General features: G+C 61.4%; 12 protein-coding genes. 6 read left to right on the top strand and 6 right to left on the bottom strand.

The window, feature by feature from the left end; translation table 11 throughout:
• The 5 genes from AOA61_RS16680 to AOA61_RS16660 all read right to left on the bottom strand — a co-directional run.
• On the bottom strand, nucleotides 1-169 hold a 169-nt coding region (locus tag AOA61_RS16680), incomplete at its 3' end, for a biotin carboxylase N-terminal domain-containing protein (RefSeq protein WP_305886523.1).
• A gap of 17 nt (nucleotides 170-186) precedes the next feature.
• Nucleotides 187-648, bottom strand: a complete 462-nt coding sequence (gene accB / locus AOA61_RS16675) for an acetyl-CoA carboxylase biotin carboxyl carrier protein (protein WP_027607997.1) — start codon at nucleotides 646-648, stop codon at nucleotides 187-189.
• A gap of 24 nt (nucleotides 649-672) precedes the next feature.
• Complete coding sequence (gene aroQ, locus AOA61_RS16670; protein WP_010213488.1) at nucleotides 673-1128, bottom strand: type II 3-dehydroquinate dehydratase; 456 nt, start codon at nucleotides 1126-1128, stop codon at nucleotides 673-675.
• A gap of 307 nt (nucleotides 1129-1435) precedes the next feature.
• Nucleotides 1436-3397 (bottom strand): methyl-accepting chemotaxis protein, encoded by a 1962-nt coding sequence (locus tag AOA61_RS16665; protein WP_099602179.1) that lies wholly within the window; start codon nucleotides 3395-3397, stop codon nucleotides 1436-1438.
• Nucleotides 3398-3450: 53 nt separating this feature from the next.
• Complete coding sequence (locus AOA61_RS16660) at nucleotides 3451-5121, bottom strand: PleD family two-component system response regulator (protein WP_032887154.1); 1671 nt, start codon at nucleotides 5119-5121, stop codon at nucleotides 3451-3453.
• Between the two features lie 299 nt (nucleotides 5122-5420).
• On the opposite strand from AOA61_RS16660, the gene AOA61_RS16655 reads away from it, so the two are divergent.
• From AOA61_RS16655 to AOA61_RS16635, 5 genes are all read left to right on the top strand, one after another.
• Nucleotides 5421-6488: a DUF2333 family protein gene (locus AOA61_RS16655; protein WP_032887153.1), complete on the top strand. Its 1068-nt coding sequence runs from the start codon at nucleotides 5421-5423 to the stop codon at nucleotides 6486-6488.
• Nucleotides 6489-6490: 2 nt separating this feature from the next.
• Complete coding sequence (locus AOA61_RS16650) at nucleotides 6491-7027, top strand: NUDIX hydrolase (RefSeq protein ID WP_032887152.1); 537 nt, start codon at nucleotides 6491-6493, stop codon at nucleotides 7025-7027.
• A gap of 179 nt (nucleotides 7028-7206) precedes the next feature.
• A complete protein-coding gene (locus AOA61_RS16645; RefSeq protein WP_005784408.1) occupies nucleotides 7207-7578 on the top strand; it encodes a translation initiation factor Sui1 in 372 nt (123 codons plus the stop codon).
• A gap of 142 nt (nucleotides 7579-7720) precedes the next feature.
• Nucleotides 7721-9634, top strand: a complete 1914-nt coding sequence (gene speA, locus AOA61_RS16640; protein ID WP_032887150.1) for an arginine decarboxylase — start codon at nucleotides 7721-7723, stop codon at nucleotides 9632-9634.
• A gap of 91 nt (nucleotides 9635-9725) precedes the next feature.
• Entirely contained in the window at nucleotides 9726-10619 is an 894-nt protein-coding gene (locus AOA61_RS16635) for an alpha/beta hydrolase (RefSeq protein WP_099602180.1), read from the top strand.
• Here AOA61_RS16635 and AOA61_RS16630 read toward each other — a convergent pair.
• On the bottom strand, nucleotides 10564-11901 hold the full coding sequence (locus tag AOA61_RS16630) for an MATE family efflux transporter (protein WP_099602178.1): 1338 nt from the start codon (nucleotides 11899-11901) through the stop codon (nucleotides 10564-10566). The genes AOA61_RS16635 and AOA61_RS16630 overlap by 56 nt on opposite strands.
• 297 nt (nucleotides 11902-12198) lie before the next feature.
• Between AOA61_RS16630 and AOA61_RS16625 the strand changes: the two genes are divergently transcribed.
• A complete protein-coding gene (locus AOA61_RS16625; protein ID WP_099602177.1) occupies nucleotides 12199-17094 on the top strand; it encodes an alpha-2-macroglobulin in 4896 nt (1631 codons plus the stop codon).
• Nucleotides 17095-17125: the final 31 nt, after the last annotated feature.

Here is a 17125-nt window from a genome sequence, read left to right as displayed (position 1 = left end):
TGCAGATGCTTTCGTCCGCCAGTTTCACGTGCATCAATTCGGTATCGGCCGTCGAGTAAACAGCGACGGTCTTGATGCCCTCTTCCTTACAGGCGCGCAGGATCCGCAGCGCGATCTCGCCGCGGTTGGCGATCAGGACTTTTTGCAGTTTCTTCGCAGGTTTCAACATCGAAGGCGCTCCGCGGTTCAAACGATGGTGAACAGCGGCTGGTCGTACTCAACCGGCTGACCGTTTTCTACCAGGATGGATTCGATGACGCCGGCTTTTTCAGCGGTGATGTGGTTCATCATTTTCATCGCTTCAACGATGCAGATGGTGTCGCCCACTTTCACAGTCTTGCCGACTTCAACGAAGGCTGGCGAGGTCGGTGCCGGGGTACGGTAGAACGTACCGACCATTGGCGATTTGACCACGAAGCCGTTCAGTGCAGGCGCGGCCGGGGCAGCAGGTGCGGCGGCAGCGGCTGGCGCGGCAGCAGGTGCAGCGGCCGGAGCCGGTGCTTGCATCTGTGGCGCGTAGAACTGTTGGGCCGGGGTCTTGCTGTGGCGGCTGATCCGGACGGACTCTTCGCCTTCCTTGATTTCCAGCTCGTCGATACCGGATTCTTCCAGCAGTTCGATCAGTTTCTTAACTTTACGGATATCCATGAATCATCAACTCCCAAGGGTCGGTCAGGGGCGCTTGGCCGGTTGTTCAAGTTGTTCCAGGGCGGCCTCCAGGGCCAGTCGGTAACCGCTGGCGCCAAGGCCGCAGATCACTCCTACCGCTACGTCGGAGAAGTACGAGTGATGGCGGAAAGCTTCGCGTTTATGCACGTTCGATAAATGCACTTCGATGAATGGGATGCTCACCGCCAGCAGCGCGTCACGTAATGCAACACTTGTGTGCGTAAAAGCGGCGGGATTGATCAGGATGAAGTCCACACCTTCGCCGCGCGCGGCGTGGATGCGATCAATCAATTCGTACTCGGCATTGCTTTGCAGGTAGAGCAGATGGTGGCCAGCTTCACGAGCCCGTCGCTCCAGATCGAGGTTGATCTGATCCAGGGTCACAGCCCCGTAGACGCCCGGTTCGCGGGTGCCGAGCAGGTTCAGGTTGGGTCCGTGAAGAACCAGTAGGGTCGCCATCGGCTGTTCCTTGTTATTGATGGGAGTACGGCAGAACCCGGCGACTATGCCGCAAAGCCTTTGTGACTGTCCAGTTCTATGCAGTAGGCAGCACGATTAGCGAGGATTGCGCAAAATTTGTGACTGGTGGTCGAGATCTGGTCATTGGTAATACGCCCTTGAATCCCGTGAAGATCAAATGTGGGAGGGGGCTTGCTCCCGATAGCGGTGGATCAGTTACAGGTGCTGAGACTGACACACCGCAATCGGGAGCAAGCCCCCTCCCACATGTTGATCTTCATTTGATTTTGGATCTGCATGGGGCAGGTCAGACGCGGAACGCCTGCACCGCCGTATTGAGCTGCCCACCCAGCACCAACAGGTGCTCGCCCTGGCTTCGGCCTTGGCCGATGCGCAGCAAATTATCCTCACCCAACTGATGAATTCGCTCACTGTTATCGCGAATCTCGCTCACCGCACCACTCTGCTGCGCCGTCACATCGGCAATCCGCACAGCGGTGTCGGAAATGGTCTGGATTGCCCCGACGATTTCATCCAGTGCACCGTCAGCCGCTTGAGCTTGCTGGGCGGTGGATTCGGCGTGTTCGACCTGGGCGCGCATGCCCTCCACTGACTGGTGGGCGGCGTTTTGCAGGCCGGTGATCAAACCCTGGATTTCGGCGGTGGCGCCGGCGGTGCGCTGAGCGAGGGTACGTACTTCGTCCGCGACCACAGCAAATCCACGTCCGGCCTCCCCGGCGCGGGCGGCTTCGATGGCGGCGTTGAGTGCCAGCAAGTTGGTCTGGTCGGCAATCGAGCGAATAACGGTGAGCACACCGCCGATGGTGGCGGACTCTTCAGCAAGTTTCTCGATCATCTGCGCGTTTTGCTGCACTTCGCCGACCAACGCATGCAAACCGGTCAGGCTCAGGCCGATCACCCGCTGGCCTTGTTCCACCGCCTGGCCCGCGCTGCGGCTGGCGCTGGCGGCTTGGCTCGCATCGCCGGCGACCTGTTGGATGGTCGCTTCGAGTTCGCCCAGGGAGTCGCGGATTTGCGCCGTGTCGCCCGCTTGGCGTTCAGCGCCGTCATGCAGGCCGCTGCTCAGTTCGGCGAGGGCGCGGCTGCTGCCGGCCACTTCTTCGGCATTGCCGCGAATGGTGCCCACCAAGTCCACCAAGTAAGCGCGCAAACGGTTCAGAGAGGCTTCAATGTCGCGCAGTTCGCGGTTGGTCTTGCCCAGTGCGATCGGCTGGCTGAAGTTGCCTTCGGCCCAGGTGGATAGGGCGGGTGCCAGATTGGTCAGCACCCGTGCCAAGCGGCGTTGCAGGGTGTCGATCAACAGCGCGATCAGCAGGATCAGGCCGATCATCACCCCTTGCATCAGGCGTACTTCGCCTTGGATGAGCCCATGTTGTGCGCGCACGACAGGTTCAAGCCCAGCGATGGCCTGTTGCACGGCGTTGATCTTCTGGTGGGTGCTGGCGGCCAGGTCGGCGCGTTGCTGGATCTGTTCGCGGGTGCGCTTGAGTTCGGCGGGGTAGCGGGTCAGCAGGCTGTTGAGCTCGCGCTTGAGGTCGACGCCGGTGTCCTGGGCTTCGGTTTTTTCAGTGTTTTCCAGGCCCATCAAGGCGGAAAAATCATCGGCGTTGGACTCGCTGCTGGCTTTGACGCCAAGCAATGGCAGTTGCCCCAGTACGTCGGCTTGGGCGCGAATATTGGCGACTTCGCGCTCAACATCATCGGCCAACTCCGCGCGCCCGCTGCTCACCAGCTTGTCGCGGGCCAGGGACAACCTGCCCAGGTGCTGGGACGCGGTCAGCAGTGGCGGCAAGTAGCGTGCGGCTTCAGGGGAATTGACGCTGATGGCGTACTGGCTCAACTGGTCCAGATTGGCGCCCAATTCGCGCTCTGCTTGCAGCAGCAACGCTTGTGGGTCGCCGGCCAGCTTGCCGGCGGCCAGCAAGTCGGTCTTGCTGAACGCATCCAGGGCTACCAGGCTGGGGCGCAGGTTCTGCGCCAGATCAGCGGGCAAATCATCCAGATGTTGCAGCAGGTTTTCCAGGCTTTGGCTGGCGCTGCTCAGGCGCAGGGCGTCGCCGCTCGCCAGGTACTCGTCGATATTGCGCGCAGCTTGGTTTTGGAACGTCTGGGACAACCCCAGGTAGCGCTCCATCAGCAAGTACGGCCGTTCAAGCGCCCGCTGCGACCACCACAGCGTCGCCCCAAGTGCCAGGCACACGGCCACCAGAAGAAGGGTATTGAGATTGGTCAGCAGCTTCAGGCGCATGCGTGGTTTCAACCGACAGCAAAAGGTAAGTGCTTGAAGTTATTGCGTTTTCATTACAGCGTTATGACGGAATCAGTGGATTCCGGTGAAAAGGTGGCACTTTGCTTTGATGCGCGCGCGGCTTGCACACGGTTGCGTCCGGCATGCTTGGCGCGATACAGCGCCTCGTCGGCCTGGGCGGCCATCATCAGGCTGTCGGAGCCGTCGCACAACTCAACCAGCCCGGCGCTGAAAGTGCACCACAAGTCCTGGGGTTGTGCCGGATAGTGGATTTCGGCAAAGCGCCCGCGGATTTCATCCAGCACCTTGCAGGCCGACTCCAGGTCGGTGTCGGGCATCACGATGGCGAATTCTTCACCGCCGTAGCGCCCGATGTAGTCGGTCTTGCGCAAACGCTGCTTGAGAAACAGCGCCAGGCTCTTGATCACGCGGTCGCCCATCGGGTGGCCGTGACTGTCATTCACGCGCTTGAAGTGGTCGATGTCGAGCATGGCAAAGCTCAGCGGCTTGTTCTCGCGGCGCGCGCGGAAGCTGCAGTCTTCGAGCAATTGCAGGATATGGGTGTGGTTGTACAGCCCGGTCAGGCTGTCGCGCACCATTCGCGCCTTGAGGTGGCGGGCGCGGGCGGCGCGGTTGCGCACGGTGGTGATCAGGTGGCGCGGTTTGATCGGCTTGGTGAGGAAGTCGTCACCGCCTTCGCTCATCGCATCCAATTGCTTGTCGAGGTCGTCTTCGGCCGACAAGTAAATGATCGGCACGCTCACATAGCGGTCGTTATGGCGGATCACCTTGGCCAGTTCGGTGCCGGTGCAGGCGGGCATGTACATGTCGAGGATGATCAGGTCGGGCTGGAAGTCCGCCAGTTCGGCCATGGCCTGGATCGGCTCAATCAAGGTGCGGGTGACGATCCCGGCGCTGTTGAGTAAGCGCTCGGTGTGCAGCGCCTGGGCGCGCGAGTCGTCGATGATCAGCACTTTATAGGGCTCGTACTGGGCGACGCAGGTCAGCACTTCGATTTTTTCCAGCAGGCTGGAGGCTTCCAGTGTGCCGGTCAAAAACTCCTGGCCACCGGCGCGCACGGCGGCCAGGCGAGTCGGGGTATCGGTTTCGTGCAGGCTGAAAAATAACAGCGGCAGCTTTTGCTCCAGGCCTTCCTGGGCTTCGGCAGCGAGCTTGAGGCCCAGGCCTGGGCCGCAGAAATCCACGTCCATCACGATTGCCGACGGCAGGCGCTCGGCCATGGACGCGCGAAACGCTGCCACGCTGTCCAGGGATTGGGCGCTCATGCCAAAAAATTCCAGCTGCTTGGCCAGGCGCTCAGCGCGGTCGTGATCGGCCAGCATCACGTAGATCGGCTTGCGCATCGGCGGCAGGAAGGTTTGTTCCAACTGGTCGCCCTGGCGCAGGCCAGTGCGGGACAGGCGCTGCATCAAACGGTTGAGTTCGGTGATCAGTTGGCTGCTCAGGCGGCCACGATTTTCATCCACAGCTTTGAGTGATTCACCGATGTTGCGTGCCAACTGGCCGTGTTCAGGCTGCTCAAAACGCTCAGCGAAGCGCAGCAGGCGCAGGTTGGCCTCACTGAGTTCTGAGAGGTCGGCGCCTGACCATTCGCTGCGTTGCAGGCGCTGCCAGATCTCAAGAATTTGACGTGCCTGATGAATTACCCGCTGGGCAAAATGCTGCTTGAGACGCTCACGGCTGGGGTCTTCTGGCTCGGTCATATCCTGACTACTAGTAAGGGTGCATGCTGAGGTCGAACTGATGGCTCTATGCTAGCACCTCTTGTCAGCGGGATGAGTGTCATATGTCAATTAACTGCATGTCGGCGATATTCAGTTAATGACCTGACAGTCGCACAGCGTAAAACGCGTGCATCCTTTATAGTCGAATGCTTCCCGCGCGCCAGTTTGGTGAAAAGCCCCGCATGGGCGGGCACGATGGGGTAGGGTTGTGGTCGGAGTGTTTGAACGCACGCCGTCAATTCAAGTGCATGAACTCAAGTGATTGAAAGGATATCGCCATGCTGGACTGGAAAAACCGCGCAGGCAGTGCCAAAGGCCCCGCCCCTGAGCCAAAGTCGGCCAACCGCAGCTATTTTCGTACCCTGCTGATGAGTCGGGCGCTGCTTAGCGTGCTTGGCCTGTACCTGTTGGTCACAGGTGCCCTGGGTTGGTACTGGAGCGAAGAGCCGGCGCTGTTCCCGGTCCAGCAGAACGCGCAAATTGCTGCCGAGAAAGAAGGCAAGCAGATGGTGGTGGGCTATACCACCGTCGAAACCCTCAAGACCGTGGTCGGCACCTTGCTGAACAAGCCTGGTGGCTATATTTCCAACGACCGTTTCCCGCCGGGCCTGTGGATGGACAACATGCCGAGCTGGGAATACGGCGTGCTGGTGCAAGTGCGCGACCTGACCCGTGCCTTGCGTAAAGATTTCGCCCGTTCCCAGTCGCAGTCGGCTGAAGACGCCGACTTGGCGAAGGCCGAGCCGCGTTTCAACTTCGACAACAAGAGCTGGGTGCTGCCATCGAGCGAGTCGGAGTATCAGGAAGGCATCAACTCCCTGAACCGCTATGAAGCGCGCCTGTCCGACCCCAACCAACGCGGCGCACTGTTCTATTCGCGTGCCGACAACCTGAACAACTGGCTGGGTGATGTTGCTACCCGTCTGGGTTCGTTGTCCCAACGCCTGTCGGCCAGCGTGGGCCGGGTCAAATTGAACACCGCACTGAAAACCGAAGCCCTGGCACCGGGTGAAGTGCCGCAGGTCGACGAAGAAGTGGTGGAAACCCCATGGATGCAGATCGACAACGTGTTCTACGAAGCCCGTGGCCAGGCATGGGCACTGTCCCATCTGCTGCGCGCTATCGAAGTTGACTTCGCCGACGTACTGGCCAAGAAAAACGCCACGGTCAGCGTGCGCCAGATCATCCGTGAGCTGGAAGCCTCCCAAGAACCTGTCTGGAGCCCGATGATCCTCAACGGCAGCGGCTTCGGCGTACTGGCGAACCACTCGCTGGTGATGGCCAACTACATCTCGCGGGCCAACGCTGCGGTGATTGATCTGCGTCAGTTGCTTAACCAGGGTTGATGATGGACGCTTCTCAACAGGAGGCCGCGCACCGTGCGGCTTCCGATGCTGAACTGATTTGCTGGGTCGACGAGCAGGACAACCTGCTCGGCACCCTCGTCAGGTCCGACCTTCGCCAGCGCGGCCTGATTGGCCGCTGCACGTTTATCTTCCTGTTCAACTCTGCCGGCGAGCTGTGTGTGCACCGGCGTACCCTGAGCAAAGCCATGTACCCAGGATTTTGGGATACGGCGGCCGGCGGCATGGTGGCGGCCGGGGAAGAGTACGCCGACTCTGCAGCGCGTGAGCTGGAGGAAGAACTGGGTGTGGGCGGGGTGGAATTGGTCGAGCATGATCATTTCTACTTCGAGGACGGTAACAACCGGCTCTGGTGCAGATCCTATTCCGCCGTGTGGGATGGCCCCCTGCGGTTACAGCCCGAAGAAGTCATGGAAGCGCGCTTTTTGCCCATCGAAATTGTCCTGCAGGAGGCCGAACAAAAGCCCTACTGCCCGGACGCACAAGAGGGCTTGCGCCGCTATCTGGCCTCGCGTCGCTAAAGTTGCATAAATTGGCGCCATTTGGCCCTTAGCAAGTCGGCCTTTTGCCGTTACACTGCGCGACTTTTCACCCGAGCCACCTTGGCGGTTCGGTAGCGCTGCCCCTGCCTGAGTGGGGCTTCGCGGTCGGTCGTGCTTGAGCGCGCCGATCAGTCTTCATCCTCCCAAGAGGATTGCCGGTGGCCAAAAAAGCCGCATCCTTCGCCGCCCTTGGTGGCCTGGTATTTTCCACCGATGCAGGTCGACACTGCCCGGACTGTCGTCAGCCCGTGGATTCGTGTACCTGCAAACAGACCCTGATCCCTGAAGGCGACGGTATTGCCCGCGTGAGACGCGAGAGCAAGGGCCGTGGCGGCAAGACGGTGACGACTATCACCGGCGTGCCCCTGGCTGAAGATGCGCTCAAGGAACTGGCTACCACGCTGAAAAAGCGTTGTGGCACCGGTGGGGCGTTGAAAGACGGCGTCATCGAGATCCAGGGCGATCACGTCGAACTGCTGTTGGCCGAGCTGATCAAGCTCGGTTACAAGGCCAAGAAGTCCGGCGGCTGACAGCCTCTTCCCAACCTGTGTCTAAACTCTGTCCTGCGAGTGGGGTCTACCTTCCTTACAGGCAAATCGTCATTTTCATTCTTTAGACTGCGCCAGCCTCCCTGAGAGGTGGCGCCTTCGCCTTCATTTATAGGGGACTTCGATGTCCGTACGACGCACACGCAAAGACGATGGCAGCCAATGGACAGTTGCGGACAGCCGCAGTGTTTACGGGATCCGCCATTGGGGGGCCGGGTATTTCGCGATTAATGACGCCGGTCGCGTTGAAGTCCGTCCGAACGGCCCGAACAGCACGCCTGTCGATCTCTTCGAGCAAGTCGACCAGTTGCGCAAAAGCGGCCTGTCGTTACCGTTGCTGGTGCGCTTCCCTGACATCCTGCAAGACCGTGTACGCCAGTTGACCGGCGCCTTCGACGCCAACATCGAGCGCCTGGAATACCAGAGCAAGTACACCGCGCTGTACCCGATCAAAGTGAACCAGCAGGAAGCGGTGATCGAGAACATCATCGCCACTCAGGACGTGTCTATCGGCCTTGAAGCCGGCTCCAAGCCTGAGCTGCTGGCCGTACTGGCCCTGGCGCCGAAGGGCGGCACCATCGTCTGCAACGGTTACAAAGACCGTGAGTTCATCCGCCTTGCGCTGATGGGCCAGAAGCTCGGTCACAACGTGTTTATCGTGATCGAGAAAGAATCCGAAGTCGGCCTGGTGATCGAAGAGGCTGCCAACCTCAAGGTCAAGCCTCAGGTTGGCCTGCGTGTGCGCTTGTCGTCCCTGGCGTCGAGCAAATGGGCAGACACCGGTGGCGAGAAGTCCAAGTTCGGTTTGTCGGCGGCGCAGCTGTTGTCCGTGGTTGAGCGCTTCCGCGCGGCCGGGCTGGACCAGGGCATTCGCTTGCTGCACTTCCACATGGGCTCGCAGATCGCCAACCTGGCCGATTACCAGCACGGGTTCAAGGAAGCCATTCGTTACTACGGCGAACTGCGCAACCTCGGCCTGCCGGTGGACCACATCGACGTGGGCGGCGGCCTGGGCGTCGACTACGACGGTACCCACTCGCGTAACGCCAGCTCGATCAACTACGACATGGACGACTACGCCGGCGTGGTCGTGGGCATGCTCAAGGAGTTCTGCGACGCGCAGAGCCTGCCGCACCCGAATATCTTCTCCGAAAGCGGTCGTTCCCTGACTGCTCACCACGCCATGCTGGTGGTGCAGGTGACTGACGTCGAGAAACACAACGACGAAATCCCGGTCATCGAAAACAAGGAAAGCTTGCCGGAAACCGTGCAATGGCTGGTGGACCTGCTGGGTCCGACCGATATCGAGATGGTCACCGAAACCTACTGGCGCGCCACTCACTACATGAGCGACGTGGCCACCCAGTATGCCGACGGCAAGCTTACCCTGGCCGAGAAAGCCCTGGCCGAACAGTGCTACTTCGCGGTGTGCCGCCGTCTGCACAACTCGCTCAAAGCCCGCCAGCGCTCGCACCGCCAAGTGCTGGACGAACTCAACGACAAGCTGGCCGACAAGTACATCTGCAACTTCTCGGTATTCCAGAGCCTGCCGGACACCTGGGCCATCGGCCAGGTACTGCCGATCCTGCCGCTGCACCGTCTCGACGAAGAGCCGCTGCGCCGCGCCGTGCTGCAAGACCTGACCTGCGACTCCGACGGCAAGATCAAGCAGTACGTCGACGAGCAGAGCATCGAGACCAGCCTGCCGGTACACGCCCTGAACGAAGGTGAAGACTACCTGTTGGGTATCTTCCTGGTCGGCGCCTATCAGGAAATCCTGGGCGACATGCACAACCTGTTCGGTGACACCGATTCGGTGAACATCTACCAGCGTGAAGACGGTTCGGTGTACAGCGCCGGGATCGAGACACACGACACCATCGAAGACATGCTGCGCTACGTGCACTTGTCGCCGGAGGAGTTGATGACTCACTACCGTGACAAGTGTGCGAGCGCGAAGATCAGCGCGTCGGAGCGTACTCAGTTCCTGGACGCGTTGCGTTTGGGCCTGACGCGCTCTTCGTACCTTTCCTCGTAAGCACAGGCGACACAGATCCAGTGTGGGAAGGGGCTTGCCCCCTCCCATAGCTGGGCCTCGTTTGGCAGTACCTTCTTCGTGGGGGCCAATGATGTCGAGCAAATACCTGCAAGCGTTTACCCTGGCCTTCGCCGCCTTCCTGGCAGCCTGCTCCCCAATAAAAGTGCTCAACGCACTCACTCCCAACAGTACCTTCACCAAGACTTCAGCCATTGCCTACGGCGATGATCCCCGCCAGAAACTCGATATATACCGAGCCGATCCTGCCGTGCCCAACGCTCCCGTAGTGGTGTTCTTTTACGGCGGCAGCTGGAACAGCGGATTCAAGGACGACTACAGCTTCGTCGGCGAAGCCCTGGCTTCAAGGGGCATCGTGGTGGTGATCGCCGATTACCGGCTGTACCCGCAAGTGCGTTACCCCGCCTTTCTTCAGGACGGCGCCAAAGCGGTGGCCTGGACATATAACCACGCCGCTGAATATGGCGCCGATCCCCAGCAGCTTTATGTGATGGGCCACAGCTCCGGCGCCTACAACGCCTCGATGCTGGCGCTGGATGGGCGTTGGCTAAAAGAAGTGGGCTTGGCGCCGTCGATCTTCAAGGGATGGATCGGCCTGGCCGGGCCTTATGACTTCCTGCCGATTGAAAACCAGGACGTGCGCCCGGTGTTCTTCTTCCCCGATTCACCGCCGGAGTCGCAGCCGATCAACCACGTCAGCCGTGACGCGCCGCCGACGCTGCTGATGGCCTCGACCGACGACAACTTGGTCAACCCGACGCGCAATACCGCAGGGCTGGCGAAAAAATTGCGCGAAGCGGGTGTGCCGGTTGAGGCGTTCTACTTCACCAGGACCAACCACGCGACGTTAGTGGCGTCTTTCGCCAAACCGTTGCGCTGGCTGGCGCCAGTGTTGAACCAAGTGACAGCGTTTATCCAAGCCACTGATCCCGCTGGTTCAAGCGCCAGGCTATCGCCCACAAAGTGAGGCTGCGCAGGGCCATGAACAGCAGAAAGGTTATCCACAACCCATGATTGCCCAGGCCCTGCAACGCCCAGGCAAACGGCAGTGTCAGCAATACCGTCAGTAGCATCCCATTGCGCATTTCTCGCGCGCGGGTGGCGCCGATAAACAGGCCGTCCAGCAGGTAACTCCACACCGCAATCAGTGGCAGCAGCGCCAGGTAAGGCAGGTAGATGTCAGCGGTGTCGCGCACGCTGGGGATATCGGTCTGCATGGCGATGAACAGGTGCCCGGCAAAGCTGAACAGCAGCGCAAACCCGACGCTGGCGATCAGCGACCAGCCACCGGCGACCACCAATGAGCGGTGCAGCGATTGGCGGTCGCGGGCGCCGATGGCGTGGCCGCAGAGGGCTTCGACCGCGTGGGCCAGACCGTCCAGCGCATGCGCCGTCAGCAGCAGGCCGTTAAGCAGCAAGGCATTGGCAGCAACGGTGGCATCCCCCAGCCGCGCGCCTTGCACCGTGATCATGAAAAACACCGATTGCAGCGCCAGGCTGCGGATAAAGATGTCGCGGTTGACCGCCAGCAACGGGCGCCAGCTTTGCCACACTTTCAACGCGGCCCAAGCGATATGGCCTGGATAGGCGCGCAGGGCCTTTTGTGTGAGCGCCAGGCCGAGCAGGGCGCCGGTCCATTCGGCGATGACCGACGCTCTCGCCGACCCGACGACACCCCAATCCAAACCGAGTACGAACCACAGGTTGAGAGCGATATTCACCAGGTTAGTGGTCAGCAGAATTGCCAGCGGCGCACGGGCGTTCTGTGTGCCGAGGAACCAGCCGACCAGCGCATAAGTGGCCAGGGCTGCGGGCAGGCCGAACAGGCGCGTGTGGAAGAAGTCGCGGGTGAGCTGATTCAGCTCGGGGGAGGGCTGCATCCATTCCAGGGCGAGGTGGCTCAGGGGGATGCCCACGGTGCCCAGCAGCATCGCCAGCCCCAGTGCCAGCAACAGACCTTGCAGCAGGATTTGCCGCAGTGCCGCCCCGTCATTGCGCCCTGCAGCCTGCGCGGCAAAACCGGTGGAGCCCATGCGCAGAAAACCCATGGCCCACGCGAGAAAGGTATACAGGCTGGCCCCGACGGCCACGGCGCCCAGTTGATGGGCATGGGGAAGGTGGCCGATGACCATGCTGTCGACCAGGGCTACCAGCGGCACCGAGATGTTCGACAGAATCATTGGCGCGGCAAGGGCCCAGACGCGTCGATGGGTAGGGCGGTGGCGCCAGTCGGTGAGTAAGGTGGACATGCAGGCTCCTTGGGGGAGCGGCATTGTAACCGTCCAGTAGCTACGCAGCAGAACCAATGTGGGAGGGGGCTTGCCCCCGATAGCAATAGATCAGCCAGCCTATCTGTAGCTGACCCGCTGCTGTCGGGAGCAAGCCCCCTCCCACAGTTTGATCTCCAGTGGGTGTGGGAACTGGCTTGGCTTGAGCCGATCGAGAACCAAACCACCCTCCGTCGGTCAATGTGACCAGCGCCACATCGGCTTCGCCGGCACTGATATATAGTTCACCCCTCGGTTCCCTCTGACTACGAGTGCCCCATGCTTAACAAAGGATTGTTCCTGGCCTGCGCGCTGGCCCTGCTGAGCGCCTGCGATTCCTCCGATAAAACGGCTACGCCGCCCGCGCCTACAGTGGCGGCAGCGCCGAAACCGGCCAAGGCGGCGGTGGATGTGCCAGCGCTCAAGCAGCGCTACGCCGGGCGTGAGTTGAGCGTGGTGGACGTGTCCGAGGTTCAGTTGGACGGGGCCAGCACCTTGTCGGTGAGTTTTTCCATTCCCTTGGACCCCGATCAGAAATTCGCCGACAAGCTCCATCTGGTGGACAGCAAGTCGGGCAAGGTCGATGGCGCCTGGGAGCTCTCGGATAACCTGATGGAGCTGCGCCTGCGCCACCTTGAGCCGCAACGCAAACTGGTGCTGACGGTCGACGCCGGTGTAAAGGCGGTCAACGACAACACGCTCGCCGCCGAGTACATCGCCCGCCTGGAAACCCGTGACCTGCAGGCCACTGTCGGCTTTGCCAGCCGTGGCACCTTGCTGCCGACGCGCCTCGCTGAGGGCCTGCCGGTGATCGCGCTGAACGTCGACAAAATCGACGTTGAATTTTTCCGCATCAAGCCTGAATCCCTACCGTCATTCCTGGCGCAGTGGGGGCGCAACACCAGCCTGCAAAGTTATGAATCCCGCGAACTGCTGCCGCTGGCGGATCTGGTCTACGGCGGCCGTTTCGACCTCAATCCGGCGCGCAACACCCGCGAAACCCTGTTGCTGCCGATCGCCGGCCTCAAGCAATTGCAACAACCGGGCGTGTACCTGGCGGTAATGCGCGCGTCGGGCACCTACAACTATTCGCAACCGGCGACGCTGTTTACCCTGAGTGATATCGGGCTGTCGGTGCACCGCTATGCCAATCGCCTGGATGTGTTTACCCAGGCGCTGGAAGGCGGCAAGGCGCTCGATGGCGTGGACCTGGAAGTGCTCGATGCCGATGGCCGCGTGTTGGGCCAAGGCAAGACCGAGAAGGGCGGCCACGCTGAGTTGCCGTTGCCGAAAAAGGCCCAGGTCTTGCTCGCCAAGCAGGGCGAACAGACCAGCCTGTTGCGCCTCGACAGCGCCGCGCTGGACCTTGCCGAGTTCGACATCGGCGGCCAACCCTCGCACCCGTTGCAGTTTTTTGTGTTCGGCCCACGCGACCTGTATCGCCCCGGCGAAACCGTGCTGCTCAACGCCCTGCTGCGCGACAAGGACGGCAACGCCGTCAAGCCGCAACCGGTGAGCGTCGAGGTACGTCGCCCGGATGAACAGGTCAGCCGCAAATTCGTGTGGGATGCTGACGCATCCGGCCTGTATCAGTATCAACTGCAACTGGCCGGCGAAGCACCGACCGGGCGCTGGCAGTTGGTGTTCGACCTGGGTGACGGTAAACCGCAGCTGTATGAATTCCTCGTCGAAGACTTCCTGCCCGAGCGCCTGGCGTTGGAACTCAAGGGCAGCGACACTGCGCTGAGCCCGGCGGATAACCCGGTCATCCAGGTTAACGGTCGTTACCTGTACGGCGCGCCTGCGTCGGGTAATCGGGTCAGCGGGCAAGTGTATGTGCGGCCGCTGCGCGAAGCGGTCAAGTCGCTCCCTGGTTATCAGTTCGGCTCGGTCACCGAAGAAGAACTGAGCCAGGATTTCGAACTGGACGAAAGCGTCCTCGACGCCAAGGGCCAGGAAAAACTGACCCTCGAAAGCAAATGGGCCGAAGCTAAATCCCCCTTGCAACTGATCGTGCAGGCCAGCCTGCAAGAGTCGGGCGGTCGGCCGATCACCCGTCGCCTGGTGCAACCGATCTGGCCGGCCGAGCAACTGCCGGGCCTGCGCGGGCTGTTTGACGGCACCGAAACCAATGGTGATGGCCCGGCGGAATTCGAAGTGCTGCTTGCCAATCAGGACGGGCAGAAACTCGCCGCGCAAAACCTTAAGGTGCGCCTGGTGCGCGAGCGCCGCGACTATTACTGGAACTACTCCGACAATGACGGCTGGAGTTACCACTACAACGAGAAATTCCTAAACCTCGACGAACAGACCCTGAATATCAAGGCCGGCGACACCGCCAAGGTCAGCTTCCAAGTGGAGTGGGGGCCTTACCGCGTCGAAGTCGAAGACCCGCAGACCGGACTGGTCAGCAGCCTGCGTTTCTGGGCCGGTTATCAGGCCCAGGACAACACCGAAGGCGGCGCCGTACGGCCCGATCAGGTCAAGCTGGCGCTGGATAAACCGGCCTATGGCGACGGCGACACCGCCAACGTCACCGTGACGCCGCCCGCTGCCGGTAAAGGCTACTTGCTGGTGGAGTCCGCCGAAGGACCGCTGTGGTGGCAGGAAATCGACGTACCGGCCGAGGGCAAAAGCTTCGCCGTGAAGCTCGACCCGAAGTGGTCGCGCCACGACCTGTACGTGAGCGCCCTGGTGATTCGCCCCGGCGAGCGCAAAGCCAACATCACCCCCAAACGCGCAGTGGGCCTGCTGCATCTGCCGCTCGATCGCACCCAGCGCAAGCTTGGCGTGACCCTCAGCGCGCCGGAAAAAATGCGCCCCAAACAACCGCTGACGGTGAAGATCGCCGCCAAAAATGCCGACGGCAGCGTGCCGAAACAGGTGCATGTGCTGGTGGCAGCCGTGGACGTCGGCATCCTCAATATCACCGAGTATCCGACGCCCGATCCGTACTCCAGCCTCTTCGGCCGCAAGGCCTATGGCGTGGACCAATTCGATATCTACGGCCAGTTGATCGAAGCCGGGCAGGGCCGTTTGGCCAGCCTGGCCTTTGGTGGTGACGCCGCGCTGGCCAAAGGCGGCAAGCGCCCGGACACCAGCGTGACCATCGTCGCCCTGCAAAGCGCGCCGGTGACGTTGAACGACAAAGGCGAGGGTGAAGTCAGCGTCAATATCCCCGACTTCAACGGCGAGTTGCGCCTGATGGCCCAAGCCTGGAGCGATGACCGTTACGGCATGGCCGAAGCCAAGACCGTGATTGCCGCACCGCTGATTGCTGAACTGTCAGCGCCGCGCTTTCTGGCCGGCGGTGACCAGACCACCTTGGCCCTTGACCTGTCGAACCTGTCGGGCAAGGCGCAGAAACTCGATGTGCAATTGAGTGCCGAGGGGCAGTTGGAATTGGTCAACACTGCCGCGCAGACCGTTGAGCTCAAGCAAGGCCAGCGCACCACCCTGCGCATCCCGGTGAAAGCTTGGGGCGGGTTGGGCAAAGGCAAGGTGAAAGTGACAGTCAACGGGCTGGATCTGCCGGGTGAAAACCTGCCGCCGTTCAGCCGTGAGTGGACCTTGGGCGTGCGTCCGGCCTATCCCGCGTTGCTCAAGCATTACCGCGCAGTGCTTAAAAGCGAACCCTGGAGTTTGCCAGCCGGCACCCTGGATCAGTTCGACACCTCCGGGCGCGAGGCGCTCTTGAGCCTGTCGAGCCGGCCGCCGCTGAACCTCGGCGCACAGATCTCGGCGCTCAAGGCTTACCCCTATGGTTGCCTGGAGCAAACCGCCAGTGGCCTGTACCCGTCGCTGTACGCTGACGATGCCTTGCTCAAGCGTCTGAGCATCAAGGGCGAGCCGGATGCCGAGCGCAAGCGCAAGATCGAGCTGGGCATTGAACGCCTGCTGGGCATGCAGCGCTACAACGGCAGTTTTGGTTTGTGGGGCGCTGACGGTGAAGAGGAATATTGGCTGACGGCCTACGTCACCGACTTCCTGCTGCGCGCCCGCGACCAGGGTTTTGCCGTGCCGCCTGAAGCCTTGAAAAAGGCCAGCGAGCGCCTGCTGCGGTATGTGCAGGAGCGCAACCTGATCGAAGTCGACTACAGCGACAACGCCGAACACACACGCTTCGCCGTGCAGGCCTACGCCGGCATGGTGCTGGCGCGCAGTCAGCAGGCGCCACTGGGGGCGCTGCGCAGCATTTTCGAACGGCGCAGCGATGCGCGTTCCGGGTTGCCGCTGGTGCAGTTGGCCATTGCCTTGCAGAAGATGGGCGACCAGCCACGCGCGGACCAGGCCTTGCAGGCTGGCTTGGCAGCCCAACGTAGCGCCAAGGAATGGCTGGCCGACTACGGCAGCCCGCTGCGGGACCAAGCGATGATCCTGGCGTTGCTGGAAGAAAATGACTTGGCCAAGGGCAAGCGTGAGGAGCGTCTGTTCACGTTGTCGGATCAACTGGCTGCCAGCCCGTACCTGTCGACCCAGGAGCGCAATTCACTGTTTCTGGCGGGGCGGCTTGGGTTTGCCAAGCCTGAGGCGAACTGGCAAGTGTCCCTCACCGGCAGCGGCGGTGTGCACGAGTTGAACAACCAGCAGTCGACGTTGGCGCTGGAAGGCAACCTGCTGTCCAGCGACCTGAGCCTGAGCAATCAGGGCGAAACTCCGGTGTACCAGCAACTGACGATCTCGGGTTACCCGCAAGTGCCCCCGGCACCGGGTGGCGACAACCTGAGCATCCGCCGCGAATACCTGGGCATGAACGGCCAGCCGCTGAACCTGCGCAACCTCAACAGCGGCGACCTGGTGCTGGTGCACTTGGCGGTCAGCGCCAAGCAGCGTGTACCGGATGCCTTGGTGGTCGACCTGCTGCCCGCGGGCCTGGAGCTGGAAAACCAGAACCTGGCCCAGAGTGCCGCCAGCTTGGAAAACGCCAGCAGCCAAGTGAAGGAATGGCGCGAGTCGATGCAGAATGCGGCGCTTAAGCATCAGGAGTTCCGCGATGATCGCTACGTGGCGGCGATTAACCTGGACGGCGATGGCACCACGCACCTGCTGTACCTGGCACGTGCGGTGACTCCGGGCACCTATCGCGTGCCGCCTCCGCAAGTGGAGTCCATGTATCGACCGAACTGGCAGGCGGTGGGAGAGACCCCGGCGGACTTGGTCATTAAGGGTCGTTGAAGAAACAATGTGGGAGGGGGCTTGCTCCCGA

This window comes from Pseudomonas sp. 2995-1 (assembly GCF_002742505.1).
GTDB lineage: Bacteria > Pseudomonadota > Gammaproteobacteria > Pseudomonadales > Pseudomonadaceae > Aquipseudomonas > Aquipseudomonas sivasensis.
Note: the sequence above shows the minus strand (reverse complement) of the source record. Positions and strands in the feature narration are given on the sequence as shown.